At 67.9% G+C, this 17,740-nt stretch carries 21 protein-coding genes; 17 read left to right on the top strand and 4 right to left on the bottom strand.

Features of this window, described 5'->3' with window-relative positions:
• The first annotated feature begins 125 nt into the window (after positions 1–125).
• From AC07PR_RS17185 to AC07PR_RS17125, 13 genes are all read left to right on the top strand, one after another.
• Positions 126–1,676, top strand: a complete 1,551-nt coding sequence (locus AC07PR_RS17185; protein ID WP_377160601.1) for a methyl-accepting chemotaxis protein — start codon at positions 126–128, stop codon at positions 1,674–1,676.
• 195 nt (positions 1,677–1,871) lie between these two features.
• Positions 1,872–2,090: a CopG family transcriptional regulator gene (locus AC07PR_RS17180; RefSeq protein ID WP_088408424.1), complete on the top strand. Its 219-nt coding sequence runs from the start codon at positions 1,872–1,874 to the stop codon at positions 2,088–2,090.
• The gene (locus tag AC07PR_RS17175; RefSeq protein ID WP_495135999.1) at positions 2,087–2,581 is read left to right on the top strand and encodes a PIN domain-containing protein; all 495 of its coding nucleotides are present in this window, start codon (positions 2,087–2,089) and stop codon (positions 2,579–2,581) included. The genes AC07PR_RS17180 and AC07PR_RS17175 overlap by 4 nt, the downstream gene beginning before the upstream one ends.
• Positions 2,578–3,678: a histidinol-phosphate transaminase gene (gene hisC / locus AC07PR_RS17170; RefSeq protein WP_495135998.1), complete on the top strand. Its 1,101-nt coding sequence runs from the start codon at positions 2,578–2,580 to the stop codon at positions 3,676–3,678. Before AC07PR_RS17175 ends, hisC begins: the two co-directional genes overlap by 4 nt.
• 47 nt (positions 3,679–3,725) lie before the next feature.
• Positions 3,726–4,322, top strand: a complete 597-nt coding sequence (gene hisB / locus AC07PR_RS17165) for an imidazoleglycerol-phosphate dehydratase HisB (RefSeq protein ID WP_377160605.1) — start codon at positions 3,726–3,728, stop codon at positions 4,320–4,322.
• Positions 4,319–4,987, top strand: coding sequence for an imidazole glycerol phosphate synthase subunit HisH (gene hisH / locus AC07PR_RS17160; protein ID WP_495135997.1), 669 nt, complete (start codon positions 4,319–4,321; stop codon positions 4,985–4,987). Before hisB ends, hisH begins: the two co-directional genes overlap by 4 nt.
• 102 nt (positions 4,988–5,089) lie before the next feature.
• Entirely contained in the window at positions 5,090–5,833 is a 744-nt protein-coding gene (gene hisA / locus AC07PR_RS17155) for a 1-(5-phosphoribosyl)-5-[(5-phosphoribosylamino)methylideneamino]imidazole-4-carboxamide isomerase (RefSeq protein WP_377160609.1), read from the top strand.
• 3 nt (positions 5,834–5,836) lie between these two features.
• Entirely contained in the window at positions 5,837–6,607 is a 771-nt protein-coding gene (gene hisF, locus AC07PR_RS17150; protein ID WP_495135996.1) for an imidazole glycerol phosphate synthase subunit HisF, read from the top strand.
• Entirely contained in the window at positions 6,604–7,326 is a 723-nt protein-coding gene (gene rsmD, locus AC07PR_RS17145; protein WP_495135995.1) for a 16S rRNA (guanine(966)-N(2))-methyltransferase RsmD, read from the top strand. The genes hisF and rsmD overlap by 4 nt, the downstream gene beginning before the upstream one ends.
• A 9-nt stretch (positions 7,327–7,335) precedes the next feature.
• On the top strand, positions 7,336–7,845 hold the full coding sequence (coaD, locus tag AC07PR_RS17140) for a pantetheine-phosphate adenylyltransferase (RefSeq protein WP_377160615.1): 510 nt from the start codon (positions 7,336–7,338) through the stop codon (positions 7,843–7,845).
• Between the two features lie 3 nt (positions 7,846–7,848).
• Positions 7,849–8,103 carry a YfhL family 4Fe-4S dicluster ferredoxin gene (locus tag AC07PR_RS17135; RefSeq protein ID WP_377160617.1) on the top strand — a complete coding sequence of 85 codons (255 nt, stop codon included), beginning with the start codon at positions 7,849–7,851 and terminating at the stop codon, positions 8,101–8,103.
• A 141-nt stretch (positions 8,104–8,244) separates the two neighbouring features.
• Entirely contained in the window at positions 8,245–8,748 is a 504-nt protein-coding gene (locus tag AC07PR_RS17130) for a Panacea domain-containing protein (RefSeq protein WP_377160619.1), read from the top strand.
• Positions 8,717–9,520 carry a hypothetical protein gene (locus tag AC07PR_RS17125; RefSeq protein WP_483107682.1) on the top strand — a complete coding sequence of 268 codons (804 nt, stop codon included), beginning with the start codon at positions 8,717–8,719 and terminating at the stop codon, positions 9,518–9,520. The genes AC07PR_RS17130 and AC07PR_RS17125 overlap by 32 nt, the downstream gene beginning before the upstream one ends.
• A gap of 15 nt (positions 9,521–9,535) precedes the next feature.
• On the opposite strand, the gene AC07PR_RS17120 is transcribed toward AC07PR_RS17125, so the two are convergent.
• From AC07PR_RS17120 to AC07PR_RS17105, 4 genes are all read right to left on the bottom strand, one after another.
• Entirely contained in the window at positions 9,536–10,075 is a 540-nt protein-coding gene (locus tag AC07PR_RS17120) for a histidine phosphatase family protein (RefSeq protein WP_495135994.1), read from the bottom strand.
• A 20-nt stretch (positions 10,076–10,095) separates the two neighbouring features.
• Positions 10,096–10,890, bottom strand: coding sequence for an adenosylcobinamide-GDP ribazoletransferase (locus AC07PR_RS17115; protein ID WP_495135993.1), 795 nt, complete (start codon positions 10,888–10,890; stop codon positions 10,096–10,098).
• Positions 10,891–10,929: 39 nt separating this feature from the next.
• Positions 10,930–11,880, bottom strand: coding sequence for a DUF3369 domain-containing protein (locus AC07PR_RS17110; protein WP_377160627.1), 951 nt, complete (start codon positions 11,878–11,880; stop codon positions 10,930–10,932).
• A 129-nt stretch (positions 11,881–12,009) separates the two neighbouring features.
• Positions 12,010–13,032: a diguanylate cyclase domain-containing protein gene (locus AC07PR_RS17105; protein ID WP_483107679.1), complete on the bottom strand. Its 1,023-nt coding sequence runs from the start codon at positions 13,030–13,032 to the stop codon at positions 12,010–12,012.
• Positions 13,033–13,268: 236 nt separating this feature from the next.
• Here AC07PR_RS17105 and AC07PR_RS17100 point away from each other — a divergent pair, with 236 nt between their 5' ends.
• From AC07PR_RS17100 to AC07PR_RS17085, 4 genes are all read left to right on the top strand, one after another.
• Entirely contained in the window at positions 13,269–14,600 is a 1,332-nt protein-coding gene (locus AC07PR_RS17100; RefSeq protein WP_495135992.1) for an MFS transporter, read from the top strand.
• A gap of 150 nt (positions 14,601–14,750) precedes the next feature.
• Positions 14,751–15,668 (top strand): amino acid ABC transporter substrate-binding protein, encoded by a 918-nt coding sequence (locus tag AC07PR_RS17095; RefSeq protein ID WP_377160633.1) that lies wholly within the window; start codon positions 14,751–14,753, stop codon positions 15,666–15,668.
• Between the two features lie 200 nt (positions 15,669–15,868).
• Positions 15,869–17,194 carry a hypothetical protein gene (locus AC07PR_RS17090; RefSeq protein ID WP_495135991.1) on the top strand — a complete coding sequence of 442 codons (1,326 nt, stop codon included), beginning with the start codon at positions 15,869–15,871 and terminating at the stop codon, positions 17,192–17,194.
• Positions 17,195–17,201: 7 nt separating this feature from the next.
• Positions 17,202–17,639 carry a hypothetical protein gene (locus tag AC07PR_RS17085; protein ID WP_495135990.1) on the top strand — a complete coding sequence of 146 codons (438 nt, stop codon included), beginning with the start codon at positions 17,202–17,204 and terminating at the stop codon, positions 17,637–17,639.
• The last annotated feature ends 101 nt before the right edge of the window (positions 17,640–17,740 follow it).

The following is a 17,740-nucleotide window of genomic DNA, read 5'->3' as shown; positions in this document are numbered from 1 at the left end:
ACGCGGCCACGCCGGGCAAACCCTGGATCGCGGATAAACCGCCACATTTCCTGGTGTTTCGCGGTTCGCCCTTTCGTGCGAAACGCCTAGCATGCGTCGACATCTTCATAACAGGACGTCGAAGCATGAAGGTCTCAGATCTGCGCGTCGGGGTACGCATCTCCCTGGGTTTCGCGGCCGTGCTGCTGGCCACCGTGCTGGTCGGCGTGGTGGCGATCAGCCGCATGCAGGTGATCCAGGGCAACGTGGAGGAAATGGGGGGCGACTGGATCCCCTCGATCAACGCCATCAACGCCTTGCGCGGCGACCTCAACGAGTTGCGCCGGGCCGAGATGGGGATGTGCCTGAAGGACGTCATCCTCGAGGTCGAGCAGGAGCAGGAGCGCATCAAGAACCTGCGCGAGAAGTCCCTGCCCGCGCTGGCCAAGGCCTACGAGGCCATGGTGTCCACCCCGGAGGAAGCCGAGCAGTGGAAGGATGCGAAGGCGAAATACGCCACCTTCATCGCCGTGCAGGACAAGCTGATCGCCGCGCGCAAGGCCGGCAACCGCGGCGAGTACCAGTCCACGGTCAACGGCGAATCCCAGCAGGCCTTCGTTGCCCTCATCGGCGCGGTGCAGAAGCTGGTCGACATCAACACGCAGGGCGCGGACGCCAGCGTCGAGGAATCGCGCAAGGCCTACAAGGCGGTGCTCACGACGATGGCGGTGTTGATCGTCGCCGCGCTGGCCGCCGGTGGCGTGCTCGCGTTCTATCTGACCCGCAGCACCGTCAGGCCGCTGAACGACATGGTGAGCGTCGCCAGCCGTGTCGCCGAAGGTGACCTGACCGTCGAGATCGACACCTCGCGTCGCGATGAACTGGGCCAGTTGGCCCAGGCGCTCTCGGCGATGCAGGGCGCGCTGAACCGCTCGCTGTCGGCGGTGCGCACCAGCGCCGAGAGCATCGCGATGTCCAGCGCCGAGGTCGCCGCCGGGAGCAGCGACCTGTCGGCGCGGACCGAGCAGATGGCCTCCAGCCTGGAGGAGACCTCCGCCACCATGCACGCGTTGACCGACACGGTCCGCCTGAATGCCGATTCCACGCGCCAGGCCAGCCAGTTGGCGCTCAATGCCAGCCAGGTCGCGGATCGCGGCGGCGTGGTGGTGTCCGAGGTGGTCAGCACCATGGACCAGATCAATGCGTCCTCGCGCAAGATCTCCGACATCATCGGCACGATCGACGGGATCGCTTTCCAGACCAACATCCTGGCGCTGAACGCCGCGGTGGAAGCGGCCCGAGCGGGCGAGCAGGGTCGCGGTTTCGCGGTGGTGGCAAGCGAGGTCCGTTCGCTGGCCCAGCGCAGCGCCGAGGCGGCCAAGGAGATCAAGACCTTGATCGGTGCCAGCGTCGAGCGCGTCGACGTGGGATCGAAGCTGGTCAGCGATGCCGGCGAGACGATGCGGGAGATCGTTGCCGCGGTGCAGCGGGTGACGGACATCATCCAGGAGATCTCCTCGGCCACGCAGGAGCAGAGCACCAGCCTGATGGAAGTGGGCCAGGCCGTGCACCGCCTGGACGAGGTCACCCAGCAGAACGCCGCGCTGGTCGAAGAGTCTTCGGCCGCTTCCGAGTCGCTGCGCGAGCAGGCTGGCAGCCTGCAGCACGTCGTCGCTCAGTTCCGCCTGCACCCCTGACCGACGCAGTCAAAAAAGAACCGAACGCCGTCAAAGAACCGGAGGCAGCGAGTCTCCGTGGGGCCGGAATGACTCTGGGGGTTCCCGGAGGGATGCCCCCTGAGTCGTGGAGTGCCCGCGCCCGGCCTCCCAAAGTCGGCCTTCACAGAACACGAAGTTCGTGCACCACGAACTTCGTGTTACTCTGAAGCCCTGATGAAGAATGTCACCGTGACCATGGAAGACAGCGTCGCCGAATGGGCGCGGCTGGAGGCGGCGCGACGCAACACCAGCGTCTCGCGGCTGGTCGGCGAGCTGCTGGCCGAGAAGATGCGCCACGACGACGCCTATGAGCGCGCCCTGCAGGACTGGCTGCACCGCGAGCGCACCTGGTCTTCCGACGGTCAGCCCTACCCGGGACGGGAGTTGCTGTGAGCGCCCCCGTCGAACTGACTGCGCCGGTCTTCGTCGACACCTCCGTGCTGATCCTCAGCGAGGATGGCGCCGATCCTGCCTCCCGCGCGCAGGCGATGGCCTGGCTGCGCTGCCTGTGGCAGCAGCGCCTGGGCCGGACGTCGAGCCAGGTGCTCAATGACTTCTACCGTTCGGTGACGACGCGCATCTCGCCCGCGATGCCGAACGGCGATGCGCGGGCCGAGGTCCGCCGCTACCAACGCTGGGCGCCGTGGTCGACCGACCACGCGACCGTCGAATCGGCCTGGTCGATCGAGAGCCGCTTCTCACTGCCATACGCTGACGCGTTGATCGTCGCGGCCGCGAAGGCGCAGGGCTGCGAGATCGTGCTGAGCCGGGCGCTGCCGCACGGGCAGCTCTACGACAGCGTCCTGATCGTCGATCCGCTGCGCGCGCTGCCGGCGGGTGTTTCCCCTTCCGACTTGCTGCCCGCCGCGGCGCTTGCCCCATGAACGCTGCCCTCGATCGAGCCCTCGGTGTCCTGCGCGAGGACGTCCGCGCGACGCATGCCTACCAGGTGCATCCGTCCGCCGGCCTGATCAAGCTGGACGCGATGGAGAACCCGTTCCGGCTGCCGCCCGACCTCCAGCGCGCGCTGGGCGAGCGCCTCGGCGCCGTCGCGATCAACCGCTACCCGGGCGAGCGCACCCAGGCGTTGGCGCAGGCGCTGGCCGTGCACGCCAAGCTGCCGGAGGGTCAGGCGCTGATGCTGGGCAACGGCTCGGATGAATTGATCTCGCTGCTGGCGATGGCCGTCTGCCAGCCGGGCGAGCGCGTCGTCGTGCTGGCGCCGGTGCCGGGCTTCGTCATGTACGAGCTGTCGTCGAGGTACCAGCACCTGGACTTCGTGGGCGTGCCGCTGACGGCGGATTTCGAGCTTGACGAGGCCGCGATGCTCGCCGCGATCGCCGAGCACCGTCCCGCGATCGTCTACCTGGCCTATCCGAACAATCCGACGGCCAACCTCTGGGACGACGCCGTCATCGAACGCATCGCCCAGGCCGCGCCGGGGCTGGTCGTCATGGACGAGGCCTACCAGCCCTTCGCCGCGCGCGACTCGATGGCGCTGATGGCGCGGCATCCCCAGATGCTGGTCATGCGCACGATGAGCAAGTTCGGCCTGGCCGGCGTGCGCATCGGCTACATGATGGGCAACGCCGAGCTGATCGGCCACATCGACAAGCTGCGTCCGCCGTACAACGTCAGCGTGCTGAATGCGGAAGCGGGGCTCTTCGCGCTGGACCACGCCGAGGTCTATGAGCGACAGGCCGCCGAGCTGCGTGCCGAGCGCGAGAAGCTGCAGACCGCGCTCGCCGCCCTGGCAAAAACCGCGGACGTGCATGCCTATCCGAGCGAAGGCAACATGATCCTCGTGCGTGTCCCCGACGCCAACCGCCTGCATGCGGACCTGAAGGCCCGCGGCGTGCTGGTCAAGAACGTCTCCGGCATGCATCCGCTGCTGGCGCGCTGCCTGCGCCTGACGGTCGGCACGCCGGACGAGAACGCGGCGATGCTGGCGGCGATCGACGCCGGTTTGAAGCAGACCTGAACGTCCACCGTCCCTCCTTGATCCTTCCTGATCTCCCTGGAATCCCCATGAGCTCCGAACGCATCGCCGAAGTCCGCCGCGACACCAAGGAAACGCAGATCCGCGTGCGCGTGAATCTCGACGGCACCGGGCAGTCGACGCTGAACACCGGCATCGGCTTCTTCGACCACATGCTCGACCAGATCGCCCGTCACGGGCTGATCGACCTGGACATCGAGGCCAAGGGCGACCTGCACATCGACGGCCACCACACCGTCGAGGACGTCGGCATCACGCTGGGCATGGCCGTCGCGCAGGCGATCGGCGACAAGAAGGGCATCACCCGCTACGGCCACAGCTACGTGCCGCTGGACGAGGCGCTGTCGCGCGTGGTCGTGGATTTCTCCGGCCGTCCGGGCCTGGCGATGGAGGTCAAGTTCACCGCCGGATCCGTCGGCGCCTTCGACACGCAGCTGACCTACGAGTTCTTCCAGGGCTTCGTCAATCATGCGCTGGTGTCGCTGCACGTGGACAACCTCAAGGGCCACAACGCGCACCACCAGTGCGAGACGATGTTCAAGGCCTTTGGCCGCGCGTTGCGGATGGCGATGACGCTGGATCCGCGTTCGGCCGGTGTCATCCCATCGACGAAGGGCACGCTGTGAGCACCCCCGGAGCCAGCCAGCCGCGCACCGTCGCGGTCGTCGATTACGGCATGGGCAACCTGCGTTCGGTGTCGCAGGCGGTGCTGGCGGCGGCGCAGGACCAGGGCGTGCGCGTGGTCATCACGTCCGAGCCCGACGAGGTCTACGCCGCCGAGCGCATCGTGCTGCCCGGCCAGGGCGCGATGCGCGACTGCATGCGCGAACTCGCCGACAGCGGCCTGAAGGAGGCGGTGCTCGACGCTGCCGCGCGCAAGCCGCTGATGGGTGTGTGCGTGGGCATGCAGATGCTGCTCGATCACAGCGAGGAGCAGGACACGCCGGGGCTGGGGCTGATCCCGGGCCGCGTGAAGCGCTTCCGGCTGGAGGGTCAGGTACAACCCGACGGCAGCCGCTACAAGGTGCCGCAGATGGGCTGGAACCGCGTGCACCAGACGCGGGCGCATCCGGTCTGGGGCGAAGTGCCGGACGAGAGCTGGTTCTACTTCGTCCACAGCTTCTACGCCGAGACGTCGGACCCGCGCGACAGCGCCGGCGAGAGCGAGTACGGCCCGCGCTTTACCTGTGCGGTGGCGCGGGATAACATTTTTGCCACTCAATTCCACCCCGAGAAAAGTGCCGCGTCCGGGCTCGCCCTGTATCGCAACTTCCTGCACTGGACGCCCTGAGCGCATGACGCGCGGCTTGGCGTCCGGTGCCGGATGCGCCGCACGCGCCGTTCTCGAGTCCCGCCGAACCCTTCCCCTTCCTTCACCCCCACTGCCTCGGCCATGCTGCTGATTCCCGCGATCGACCTGAAAGACGGCAAATGCGTCCGCCTCAAGCAAGGCGACATGAACGACTCCACGACCTTCGGCGAGGATCCCGCCGAAATGGCTCGCCGATGGGTCGATGCCGGCGCCCGGCGTCTGCACCTCGTGGACCTGAACGGCGCCTTCGCGGGCAAGCCGGTCAACGAGGCGGCGATCAAGGCGATCCTGCGCGAGGTCGGCGACGACATCCCCGTGCAGCTGGGCGGCGGCATCCGCGACCTCGACACGATCGAGCGCTACCTGGACGACGGCCTGTCGTACGTGATCATCGGGACGGCCGCGGTGAAGAACCCGGGCTTCCTGAAGGATGCGGCCTCTGCGTTTGGCGGCCACATCATCGTGGGCCTGGACGCGAAGGACGGCAAGGTCGCCACCGACGGCTGGAGCAAGCTGACCGGTCATGAGGTCATCGACTTGGCGAAGAAGTTCGAGGACTACGGCATCGAGGGCGTGATCTACACCGACATCGGCCGCGACGGCATGCTCACCGGCATCAACATCGACGCGACGGTGAAGCTGGCGCAGGCGCTGTCCATCCCGGTGATCGCGTCGGGCGGGCTGTCCAACATCGCCGACATCGAGGCGCTCTGCGCGGTCGAGTCCGAGGGCGTGGGCGGCGTGATCTGCGGCCGCGCGATCTACACCGGCGACCTCGACTTCGCCGCGGCGCAGCGTCGCGCCGACGAGCTGAACGGGGACTGACCGGTGCTGGCCAAGCGCATCATCCCGTGCCTGGACGTGACTGGCGGTCGCGTCGTCAAGGGCGTCAATTTCCTCGAGCTGCGCGACGCCGGTGATCCGGTGGAGATCGCGGCCCGCTACAACGAGCAGGGCGCCGACGAACTGACCTTCCTCGACATCACGGCGACCAGCGACGGCCGCGACCTGATCCTGCCGATCATCGAACGGGTGGCCTCGCAGGTCTTCATACCGCTGACGGTCGGCGGGGGCGTGCGCGCGGTCGCCGATGTGCGGCGGCTGCTGAATGCGGGGGCGGACAAGGTCAGCTTCAACTCGGCGGCGGTGGCGGATCCGGAACTGATCCGCGCGGCTTCGGACAAGTACGGCGCGCAGTGCATCGTGGTCGCCATCGACGCCAAGCGGCGTCAGGGCGACGACGGCCAGCAAGGCTGGGACGTGTACACGCACGGCGGCCGCAAGAACACGGGCCTGGACGTCGTCGAATGGGCGACCCGCATGGCCGCGTTCGGCGCGGGCGAGATCCTGCTGACCAGCATGGACCGCGACGGCACGAAAAGCGGCTTCGACCTGGCGCTGACGCGCGCAGTGTCGGACGCCGTGGGCGTGCCGGTGATCGCGTCGGGCGGCGTGGGATCGCTGCAGGACCTGGCCGACGGCATCACCAAGGGCGGCGCCGATGCGGTGCTGGCCGCGAGCATCTTCCATTACGGCGATCACACCGTCGGCGAAGCCAAGGCGCTCATGGCGTCGCAGGGCATCCCGGTGCGCCAATGAGCACGTCCGGTGGTCGAGGCAAGGGTCGCGAGGGCCGGGATGGCCGTGACGGCCGCGAGCGCGAGCAGGCGCCGGACATCGACGGCCTGCGCCGGCCGGGTCGTCCCGGTCCACGCGTGACGGTCGGCGAGGGCGCGGTCAAGCCGCGTCCGCGCGAAGCGGGGCCGGGCGAGGTCCGCATCGTCGGCGGTGTCTGGAAGCGATCCAAGCTGCCGGTGCCATACGTTCCCGGTCTGCGTCCCACGCCCGACCGCGTGCGGGAAACGCTGTTCAACTGGCTGGGCCAGGACCTGGGCGGCTGGCGCGTGCTGGATGCGTTCGCCGGCAGCGGCGCGCTCGGCTTCGAGGCCGCGTCGCGCGGCGCGGCCAGCGTGACCTTGCTGGAACGCGACGCGCAGCTCGCGAATGCGCTGCGCGCCAACCTGAAGCGGCTCGACAAGGACGGCACGGTGCCGATGACGATCGCGAACGCCGACGCGCTCGCCTCGATGCGTCGGGGTGCCGCGGGATCGTTCGACCTCGTGTTTTTGGACCCGCCGTTCGCGGAGGGGCTGTTCGTCGACGCCCTGACGGCCGCGGCCCCGCTGCTGGCCGAGAACGGGCTGATCTACCTGGAGTCGCCGGAGGCGATCGAGGCGCCGGCGGCGCTGGGCTTGTCCGTGTGGAAGGAAGGGCGGGCCGGGGCGGTGCATTACCGCCTGCTGCGGCGCGGCGGATAATCCCCGCCCATGACCTCCCAGATCCTGCTGACGGCCGTCTATCCCGGCACCTTCGACCCGATGACCCTCGGCCACGAGGATCTGGTCCGTCGTGCCAGCCGGCTGTTCGAGCGCCTGGTGCTGGCGGTCGCGGCGGGACATCACAAGAAGACGATGTTCAGCATCGACGAGCGGTTGGACATGGCGCGCCAACTGGTGGCGCCCTATCCCAATGTCGAGGTGGTCGCGCTCGAGGGCCTGCTGAGCCACTTCGTGATCGCGAACGGCGGCAAGGTCGTGGTGCGCGGGCTGCGGGCGGTCTCGGACTTCGAATACGAGTTCCAGATGGCCGGCATGAACCGGCAGCTGATGCCCGAGGTCGAGACGGTCTTCCTGCCGCCGTCGGACCATTACCAGTTCGTCTCCTCGACCTTCGTGCGGGAGATCGCCACCCTGGGCGGCGACGTCTCCAAGTTCGTCTCGCCGCTGGTCCGCGAGCGTCTGGAAGAGCGGATCGCCAAGAACCGCGTGGAGCAGTAAGCCATGGCTCTCATGATTACCGACGAATGCATCAACTGCGACGTCTGCGAGCCGGAGTGCCCCAACCATGCGATCTCGATGGGCGAGGAGTACTACCAGATCGAGCCCAGCAAGTGCACCGAGTGTGTCGGGCATTTCGACGAGCCACAGTGCGCGATGCTGTGCCCGGTGGCCTGCATTCCGGTCAATCCGGAGCACGTCGAATCGCGCGAGACGCTGATGCAGAAGTACGTGCGACTGACCCAGCAGAGCGCATGAGGCATTCGCCTACTTGAATGGGCAATTGAAGCGCCGACCGCCTCGACGCAAGATCACCGCCTTCTGATTCCGGAACCCTTGTGAGCGTCGTGCCGATGCCGATCGCTGCGCCGGGATCGCTTCAACGGAAGGACGGTGGTGATGGCGGACATCCATGATGTGGCGGACTACTTGATCGTGAAGCTCTGGGAGGCTGGAGAGCGTCCCAGCGTGCATCGGCTGCACAAGCTGCTCTATTACGTGCAGGGCTGGCATCTGGTCATGCACGAACGACCGCTGTTCCCGGAGCGGTTCCAGGCCTGGATTCATGGGCCGATCAGCAAACCGCTGTTTGATCGCTTCGCGTTCGATCGCTCGCTGTACGCGATGGTGGAGCGCCGGGATATCCGGGAAGGATTCACCTTCGATGCGCTTTCCCCGATGGAACGCGATCATGTCGATCGGATCCTGGACGAGTACGCGATCTATCCGACCTTTCAGTTGATGCGCATGTCGCGGGAGGAGCTGCCTTGGCTCAAGGCCAGGGGAGGAATCCCCTTGGACGAGCGCAGCGAGCGGGAATTGGAAGAGTCGGTCATGCGGGACTTCTTCCGAAGCCAGATGGAGGATGAGCATGAGCCCGACGGCATGCAAGCGCACGCCTGAGCGCCATCGAATCCGATACGCCGGCAATGCCGCCGCGCCGGACCGACGACCTCGTGCTGCCGAAGTCTCAACCCGCCCGGCAAATCCCCAATGGTCCTTCGGACTCAAATTTTTCCGGGAGACCAAATTCTTCGGTTTCGACGCGCCGGACATTGACCGACGTTGGATGGTCTCGATGCTTTACCGGCTCGGCGAACTCTCTGGCCTCCGGGTGCTCGATGTCATGGACGATGCCGGGGTCCGCGAGGGCACCCTGCGCATTCACGACATTGATTGGGCGGCGCGCAATGTGCCAATCAAGCCCGAACAGTTCGACTGGTTGCCCCCGGCATGTCGAGCGGCGGGCGATGAACTCGTGCTGATTCAGATCGCGGTGTCGAAGGCGGAGGGACGGCTGATCGGCTTCTTCGACGAAGAAGCGATCTTCCAGATCGTGCTTTTCGATCCCCTGCACAACGCCCAGCCCAGCAAGTACAACGACTACAAGGTCCGGCTGTCCAAGCCTTTGGGCTGCGAGGTGACGGCACTGCGGCATGAAGTGACGCAGGTGATGGCGAAGAGCCGGGATCGCGCCTGCGGATGCGAGTCGGACCTTGCCGCGGCGCTGCAATGGCGCCGCGATCAGCGTGGCAGCGCGATCGTGATGCCAGTCATCGACGGCACCGAGATCGAGGACGCCGACCAACTCATTGCCGAAGGTCGCATTGGCAGCTATCGAGACATCTTTGCAGCCGGCCTCGTGGCTGTGTTGGAGAGACGTCTCGATAGCTGAGGCTGATGCCGCGGCTCAGAGCTCCCAGCGCTCCGAGTAGGCTGGCGGTCGCGGCCATTGATCGGCTTGAGGCGGCGCGTCGGGATGCTCCTGTCCCCACCGCCTCGCCAGCATCCACCCGCCATGGCTGACGACCAGCGCGCCGCTCGACCACGTCGAGGCGCGCTCCAGCAATGCCGTGAGCGACTCGCCGCCCGCCGGTGCAAAGCGAGCGAAGTCGGCGACCCATGCATCGATCTCGTCTTTTGGGATCTCCGCCCAGGGCCGGCCATCCCACGCGCCAAAGTCGATCTCCGCGAGCGCCGCATCGACGCGATGCCGCCATCCCCAGCGTTTCAGCCATCGCCCCACGTCGGCACAACGCCGCAGCGGTGAGGTCCACACCTCATGCGGCAGCCGGAGTCGTCGCGCGTGGGCCTGGATGCGTCGCGCAAGCCGCTTGGCACGGCGGCGTTCCACCGGCAGGTCGCAACGTGCGCCGACGCACAATCCCGTCGCCCCTTCGGGCCGCGGATGCCGCCAGACAGTGATATCGGCGCAGCCGTCCGCGCTCATGCTCATGCTCAGGCTGACGCTCAGTCCGCCGGGAACAGCGGCGCCATCGCCAGGAACGCCAGTAGCGCGCCCAGCTCCACCACCTGCTGCGTCGCGCCGAGCGTGTCGCCGGTATAGCCTTGCAGCCGACGCTCCAGCATCGACTGCATGTAGAAGGTCAGCCCCGCGGACACCACCACGGCGGCCAGCATCTCCGGCACGTTTTCCGGCGTGATCCACGCGCCGGCGATCGTCGCGAGGACCACCAGCGCCAGCGCGATGATCAGGCCGGGGCCGGTGATCTGTGTCGCCAGCGGCTTGGCCTTGGCGTGCTCGGCGTCGCCGGCGTAGGGCAGGGCATGCAGCAGCCAAACGGGCGCCGCGCGCGAGGCCACATGCGCCCACACGATCGCGAGCATCGCGAGCGTCGGATCGAGGTCCGCGAGTCCCAGCAGCACCGTCGCCTTCAGGCCCAGCACGAGGATCAGGCCGAGCGCGCCGTAGCTGCCGATGCGCGAGTCCTTCATGATCGCCAGCGCCTTCTCGCGCGAGACCGAGCCGCCGAGCGCATCGCAGCTGTCGGCCAGTCCGTCCTCATGGAATCCGCCGGTCAGCCAGACGCTGGCGGCCATCGCGAGACCCACGGCGACCGTGGCCGGGAAGAGCTGCAACGCGCCCCACAGCACCAGCGCCGAGACGCCGCCCACCACTGCGCCGACGAGCGGGAAGTAGCGCGCGCACTGCTGCAGCCAGGCGGATTCGAACCCGACCCAGCGCGGCACGGGCACGCGCGTGAAGAACTGCAGGGCGATGAAGAAAAGGCGGAGTTGATGCATGGACGCGGACCGGGGAACCGGCCGCGATGATAGGGCGCTTCAGCGCGGCCGATCCCGCTCCAGCAGCCCCTCGTACGCGATCGCGACATTGGCGCAGAAGATGTCGAGCATCTCCCGCCCGTCGTCGTCGAGCGGATCCGACAGCACCATGTACAGCAGGCTCTCGTTGCCCGAGTGCGTCCGGTAGTACCCGATGAAGCGCCCGTCCTCGAAACTGCTCTGCCGGGTCGCCAGCGCGCGGTCCAGCGCCTCGCGCACGTCGGCGGGCAGGTCCGAGACCTGGGCGTCGGCGAGCAGCCCCTGGTACTCCGACGTCGCGGCCAGCACCTGCAGCCGGCCCTCCACGTGCGAGGCGGCGTACATGCGGCTCGCGCACAGCCCTTGCGCCTGGTAGCCGAGCATGTGCCCGACCTGCTCCAGCAGCGCCGACGCGAAGTGGCGCAGGTTGCTCGAGTCGTGGATCTGCGTGATCGCATCGATCGAGCGCCGCAGCGCCGCGCGCGACTGCGACAGGATCACGATGTCGCGGTACGACCGCAGCGCCGAGTAGAAGACCGTGATCAGCTTGCGCTTGGTCAGCTCGGTCTTCTCCTTGTAGTCATTGATGTCGTAGGTCTTGATGACGTGTTCCTCGGGCGCCTGGCCCGGCTGCCCGGTGCGCAGCACGATGCGCACCTGGGTGTTGCGCAGCTCCTCGCGGATGAAACGCGCCACGTCGAGCCCGGCGTGCTCGGACTCCATCACCACGTCGAGCAGGATCAGCGCGATGTCCTGGCGGTCGCGCAGCAGGTCGCGCGCTTCGGCGCCGTTGTAGGCGTTGAGGAACTGCAGCTTCCGCCCCGCGAACTCGAAATCCGCCATGACCAGCTGGGTCACCTGATGCACCGCCGGATCGTCGTCGACGATCATCACCAGCCACGGATCGAGCGTGCGCGTCCGGGTGTCCTCTCCGGGATCCGGCAGCTCGTCGGCGAACACCATGTCGGTCATCGGTTCCTCCCTGGCTGATTTTGTTGCGAGCCATTATCAACAGCGGAGGTGACATGGGAAGACCGAGCCGCGTGCCGTGGCGGCCGCCGGTGTGACCCTCGCACGACATGGCGGGAATCCGTCGGGATCTCAGCAGGAAGGCTCGAGCGGCATCGGACCCGTGCGGTCCCTGCCTTGCCGCGTACGCTTGGCCTCGTACATGCGCATGTCGGCGCATTCCATCAGCGCCGTCGCGTCGCGCCAGTCCTCCGGACAGCGTGACGCCCCCATGCTGGCGCGCAGCTGCAGCACGCGATCGGCGTAGGCGAAGGACCCCTCGATCGCCGCGTGGATGCGCAGCAGCGTCGCCTCCAGCGTCGTCGGGGATCCCGCATGGGTCAGCAGGATCGCGAACTCGTCGCCGCCCAGCCGGGCGACCGTGTCCGTTTCGCGCGTGGTGCTCGCGAGCCGGCGGCTGAACTCGATCAGCGCCGCGTCGCCGGCCGCGTGGCCGAGCGTGTCGTTGATGTGCTTGAGGCCGTCCATGTCCAGCAGCACGATGGCGATCGGCGGGTCGCCGCGCTCGACCTCCGCGGTGGCGTGGCGCAGCCGGTCCATGAAGAGCGAGCGGTTGGCCAGCCCGGTCATGTCGTCGTGGGTGGCGCGGTGGAACAGGTCGTCGCGACCGTAGCGCGTGGCCCAGTACATCGCGGCGCCCAGCACCTTGGACATCAGGGACAGCACCTCCACCTCGTGGTTGCCGAAGTTGCGCACGCGGGACGAGAAGGCCTTGAGCACGCCGACCGGCGTGCCCTGGTGCGTCAGCGGCAGCACGACCATCGAGCGCAGCCCGACGCGCCGGCAGGCCTCGATGTCGACGCGGCTGTCGGAGTCGACGTCGTCGCAGATCAGCGGGATGCCCTGGCGCAGGCAGGTGCCGGAGAGGCTGCCGTCGCGGCGCACGCGCACGCCGAGCTGATGGCCCGCGGCGCCGGCGACGGCGCGGTAGACGAGGTCATCGCCCTCGGCCAGTTCGATGGCGGCGCCGTCGGCGTCGACGAGCTCCAGCGTGCCGTGGACCGACAGCGACATCACGCCCGCGAGGTCCAGCCCGAGCTGGGCGACCTGGCTGTGGATATCGATGATGCGGAGTAGTGCTTCCCGGCTCGGCATCGACCGCCCCGAAAGAACTCGCTCCCTGGCCCACGCCGGCCTCCTCCGCGCGCGCACTGCGTGCATCGATGCGCGGGACCACCTGCCGTCGTGCCGCCAGTCTAGACCTGGCGCCCCCGCGATTCATCCCCTGTTTCCGGTGACGTTGCGGCGCGGCACCGGTGGCCTCGGGGAATCTCCCGATGGAGGCCATGTCTTTACGCTGCGGATACGAGGGATGCGCAGAATCGCGCCCCATGTCAGAAAACAAATCCTCCGCAGCCGATGGGCTCCCCCCCGGCGTGGCCGCCGCGGACACGGCCGGCGCCCAGCCCGGCGCGCCCGCCCCGATGCTGGCCTTCACGCCCTATCAGAAGCTCGCCGCCGGGCTGATGGCGCTGCTGCAGTTCTCCGTCGTGCTGGACTTCATGATCATGTCGCCGCTGGGCGTGATGATCATGCCGGCGCTGAGCATGAGCTCCGGCCAGTTCGGCCTGGCCGTGTCCGCCTATGCCTTCAGCGCCGGCATCGCCGGGCTGCTGACGGCGGGCTTCGCCGACCGCTTCGACCGCAAGCGGCTGCTGCTGTTCTTCTTCTGCGGCTTCCTGCTGGGCACGCTGTGGTGCGGCCTGGCGACGAGCTTCCCCTCGCTGCTGGCGGCGCGCATCGTCACCGGGCTGTTCGGCGGTGTGATCGGCTCGATCGTCATGGCGATCGCCGCGGACCTGTTCCCGCCGGCGCAGCGCGGCCGGGTGATGGGCCTGCTGCAGGGCGGCTTCGCGGCCAGCCAGGTGCTGGGGCTGCCGTTCTCCATCTTCCTGGCGTCTCGCTTCGACTGGCATGCGCCGTTCATCGCCATCGTCCTGTTCGGGCTGCTGGCGGCGCTGGTGATCGCCTTCAAGCTGCAGCCGGTGAACGCCCACCTGGGCGCAGGCGGCACCGGACAGCACAGCGCGGCGCGGCATCTGCTGCAGACGGTGCGCATCCCGCGCCAGCAGCTGGCCTTCGCGCTGACCGCGCTGCTGACCACCGGCGGCTTCATGCTGATGCCCTTCGCCAGCGCCTTCGTCGTGCACAACGTCGGCATCCCGCTGGACCACCTGCCGATCATCTACCTGATCACCGGCATCTGCACGCTGGTGTTCTCGCCGCTGATCGGCCGCCTGTCCGACCGCATCGGCGCCATGCCCGTCTTCTACGCAGGCTGCGCCATCACGATCGCCACGGTGGCCTTCTATACGCACCTCGGCACCTCGCCGCTGTGGGTGCTGATCGTGGTCAACGTGGTGATGTTCGTGGGCATCTTCTCGCGGATGATTCCGGCGCAGGTGACGCTGGCCGGCGTGCCCGCGCCGGAGCAGCGCGGCTCGTTCAACGCGATCAACTCGGCGCTGCAGCAGCTGGCCGGTGGACTGGCCTCGCTGGTGGCCGGGCACATCGTGCACATCGGCCCGGACGGCCACGTCAACGACTTCCCGTACGTGGGCTATGTCGTCATCGCGTCGACGCTGGTCGCGGCGCTGCTGATGCGCCAGCTCGTGCGCGGCCGGTCGTCAGGCGGCGTGCCAGCCACGGTCAAGCCGGGCTGAGTTCGGACATCGATCCGTGATGGATGTCACGGATCGGTCTTCCTTCCGGTCAAACCGTCTAGAGGCAACACTCGAGCGTGGGGCGTTGGTGACAACTTGGGAACGTCGTCTCCCTAGAATTCAGGGTTTTCACCGACCCGGAATTCGAGCATGTCCTTCGCGATCCGGCGCCTGAGCGGCGCTTTCGTCCTGTCCGCCGCTGCGCTGACGTCGCTGTCGGCCGCCGCCGCAGGCCCCGCCGTCGACACGATGGCCCGCATCAAGGACACCCGCGCGATCACGCTGGGCGTGCGCGAATCGTCGCGGCCGTTCTCCTTCGTCAATGAGCAGAAGCAGGGTCAGGGCTACTCGGTCGACCTGTGCCTGGCGGCCGTCGAGGAGATCAAGAAGGAACTGAAGCTGCCCGAGCTGAAGGTCAACTACGTGGTCGTGTCCGGCGCGGACCGCATCCCGAAGCTGCAGAAGGGCGACATCGACCTGGAATGCGGCTCGACGACCAACACCAAGGCGCGTCAGGAGCAGGTCGACTTCAGCTACACGATCTTCGTCGCGGGCATGCGCGTGATGATCCCGAGCGGCGCCAAGGTCGACACGATCAAGGACCTGGACGGCATGACGATCGCGCTGACCAAGGGCACGACGTCGGAGAAGCTGTTCACGCAGCTGAACACCTCCGGCGAGGCCAAGATGCAGCTGGTCCAGTTCCCCAACAACACCGATGCCTTCAAGGCGCTGCGCGAGGGCAAGGCCCGCGCGTTCGCGCAGGACGATGCGCTGCTGCTGGGCCTGGCGTCGAAGGACAAGGCGCTGGACAGCCTGAGCCTGGGCCAGATGGCGTTCTCGGTGGAACCCTACGGGATCATGATGCGCAAGGGCGACGCCAAGCTGGCCGCGGCCGTGGACCGCGCGCTGAGCCGCGTGTACGGCAGCGGCGAGATCGAGCAGCTCTACAACAAGTGGTTCCAGACCGCGGCGCTGTCGATCCCGATGAACCGCCTGACGCGCGACGGTTTCAAGCGTCCGAACCGGGAAGCCGGCGTGGCGATGCTGCTGGGATATTCGATCTGATCCTCGATCGGATCGATCCCTCCGGATCCTGGTGAACGAGCGGGCCTGCGGGCCCGCTTTGCATTTGAGCGCCACAAGACGTCGGCCTGCGGCGGGCAAGACCTGGACCCGCGAGGTCCGGACGCACTCCCTAGCCCTTGGGGGACGCATTCGCGCGCATCGCCGGGACACTGCGCCCTTCCCGTTGCTGCAGGAAGATCATGCGTTGTCTCGAAGTCGTCCGTCGTTGTTCATCGATCCTTGGCCATGCGGCCTCCGTCGCGGCACTGGCCGCAGTGGCCGCCGCACTGTCGGCGCCGCTAGCGCCCGCGCTCGCGTTCGACGCTCCGCCCGGCTGGACGCAGCGCGTGCACGAGGACGGCCTGCTGCTGCAGCCCGCGGACCTGCCGCCGGGCAAGGTGATGCAGCTCTGGGTCGCGCCGCCGTTGGAGGTCGGGCGCGATGACGGACTTGCCGCGTTCGCGCGCATCAAGGAGCCGATGCGCGGCCTCGGCGCCGCGGGTCAGCCGGCGTGCAAGCCGCCGCAGATGCTGCAGGCCGGCGTGGTGCTCCAGAACTGCGTGGCGACCGTGAACGGCGCGCCGATCGAGACGCAGATCTACATGCGACCGTCGCGCAACGGCCAGCTCGAATGGATGCGCATCGCGATGTCGCAGGACGAGGCGCTGCTGCAGCGCTACGGCGGCGGATTGAAGACGCTCTCGGCGAAGTCGAACGAGTTGTGGCCTGCGTTGAAGGCCCTGGCCGGGGACGAGCGTCGCCAACGGGAAGCCGCCGAACGGGCGGCCACGCTGGAACGCCGCGCCGCCGCCGATCGCGCGATCCACGTCGCGCCGGGCAAGGGCGTCGCGGAGCGCGACATCGCCTTCATGCTCTGGACCTGGTACCAGCCCAGCGGCGAAAGCCTGGTCGAGAACCTGCACCTGCTGCTGAAGGACGGCACCGGTTATCGCAACCTCGATCTTCCGCCGGACGAGTTCGACATGGCCGCGGCGCGTCGCTTCAAGCCGGAGCGCGTGATCCAGTGGCGCCGCAGCGGCGGCGACTGGCAGATCAAGGACCACGACGACAAGGACTGGCGCACGATCAGCGGCACGCCCGCGACGCCAGCCACGGCGGGCCAGCGGATCGACGGCACGTTCACGCACTCCTGGTACTCGATCCTGGGCGGCGGCAGCTCGCAGAACCGCTTCCATTTCGAATCGGACGGCAGCTTCGAGCAGACCGGCAAGTCGGTCTTCGGCACTGGCGCCATGGCCGCGGCGAACGGCGTGGCGGGGATGGCGACGAACACCTACTCGCGCGGCGGCAGCACGACGACGTCGTCGGTCAGCGCCGTTGGCGCCGGTGCCGGCGGCGCGCAGCGGCAGCGGCGCAACGGGGCCGACTTCGCGGGCCGCTATCGCCTCGACCGCTGGGCCATGGTCGTCGAGCGCGAGAACGGCGAGCAGGAACGGGTGCTCTTCGCGTTCAACGGGGAGAAGCAGCGGGCCGTGTTCATCAAGGACATGGGCTACTCGAGGTAGGCCGCCGATGAGCGACGACGTCTTCGCGGGGCTGCCTTCGACCGAGCCGGATCGGTGGCTGCTGTCGCTGGGCCCTTTCGAGGACGAGCGGGGGAAGCACTTCCGGCTCGCCATCGACTGCACGCTGGACCGATCGAGTTGGCAGGCGCGAAGGAAGCGCCTGCTGTGGGCGCTCGGACTGCGTCGTGCCGCGGATCGGATCTCGCTCCACGCGCGCATCGACATCGAGCTGTTCGGCGTCGAGCCGATTCAAGGCGACCTCGTCGACCGCAACGGCGTTCCTCGCGAGGATCTCTTCGTTCCGAGGCGTCCGCGTGTCCTCGCCCTCCAACTGGAAGTGACGCCCGCGCAGGGCGTCCAGTACTACCTCCTCACGCTAGCCACCGACGCGGGCCGTGCGGAGTTTCCGTCGTTCGAGGCCGTCGTGCGGTGGCGCGCACCATGAGGCAAGACCTGGCTCCGGGTGACAGGGACGAGACGTCGGCCGAAGAGTCGCAGATGCAAATGGGCACAGGCAGAGGCGCGCCAAGGTCGGCAGAATCGCCC

The sequence above is a fragment of the Roseateles sp. GW821-FHT09H11 genome (genome assembly GCF_059415845.1).
This window is presented reverse-complemented; position numbering and strand designations above follow the sequence as displayed.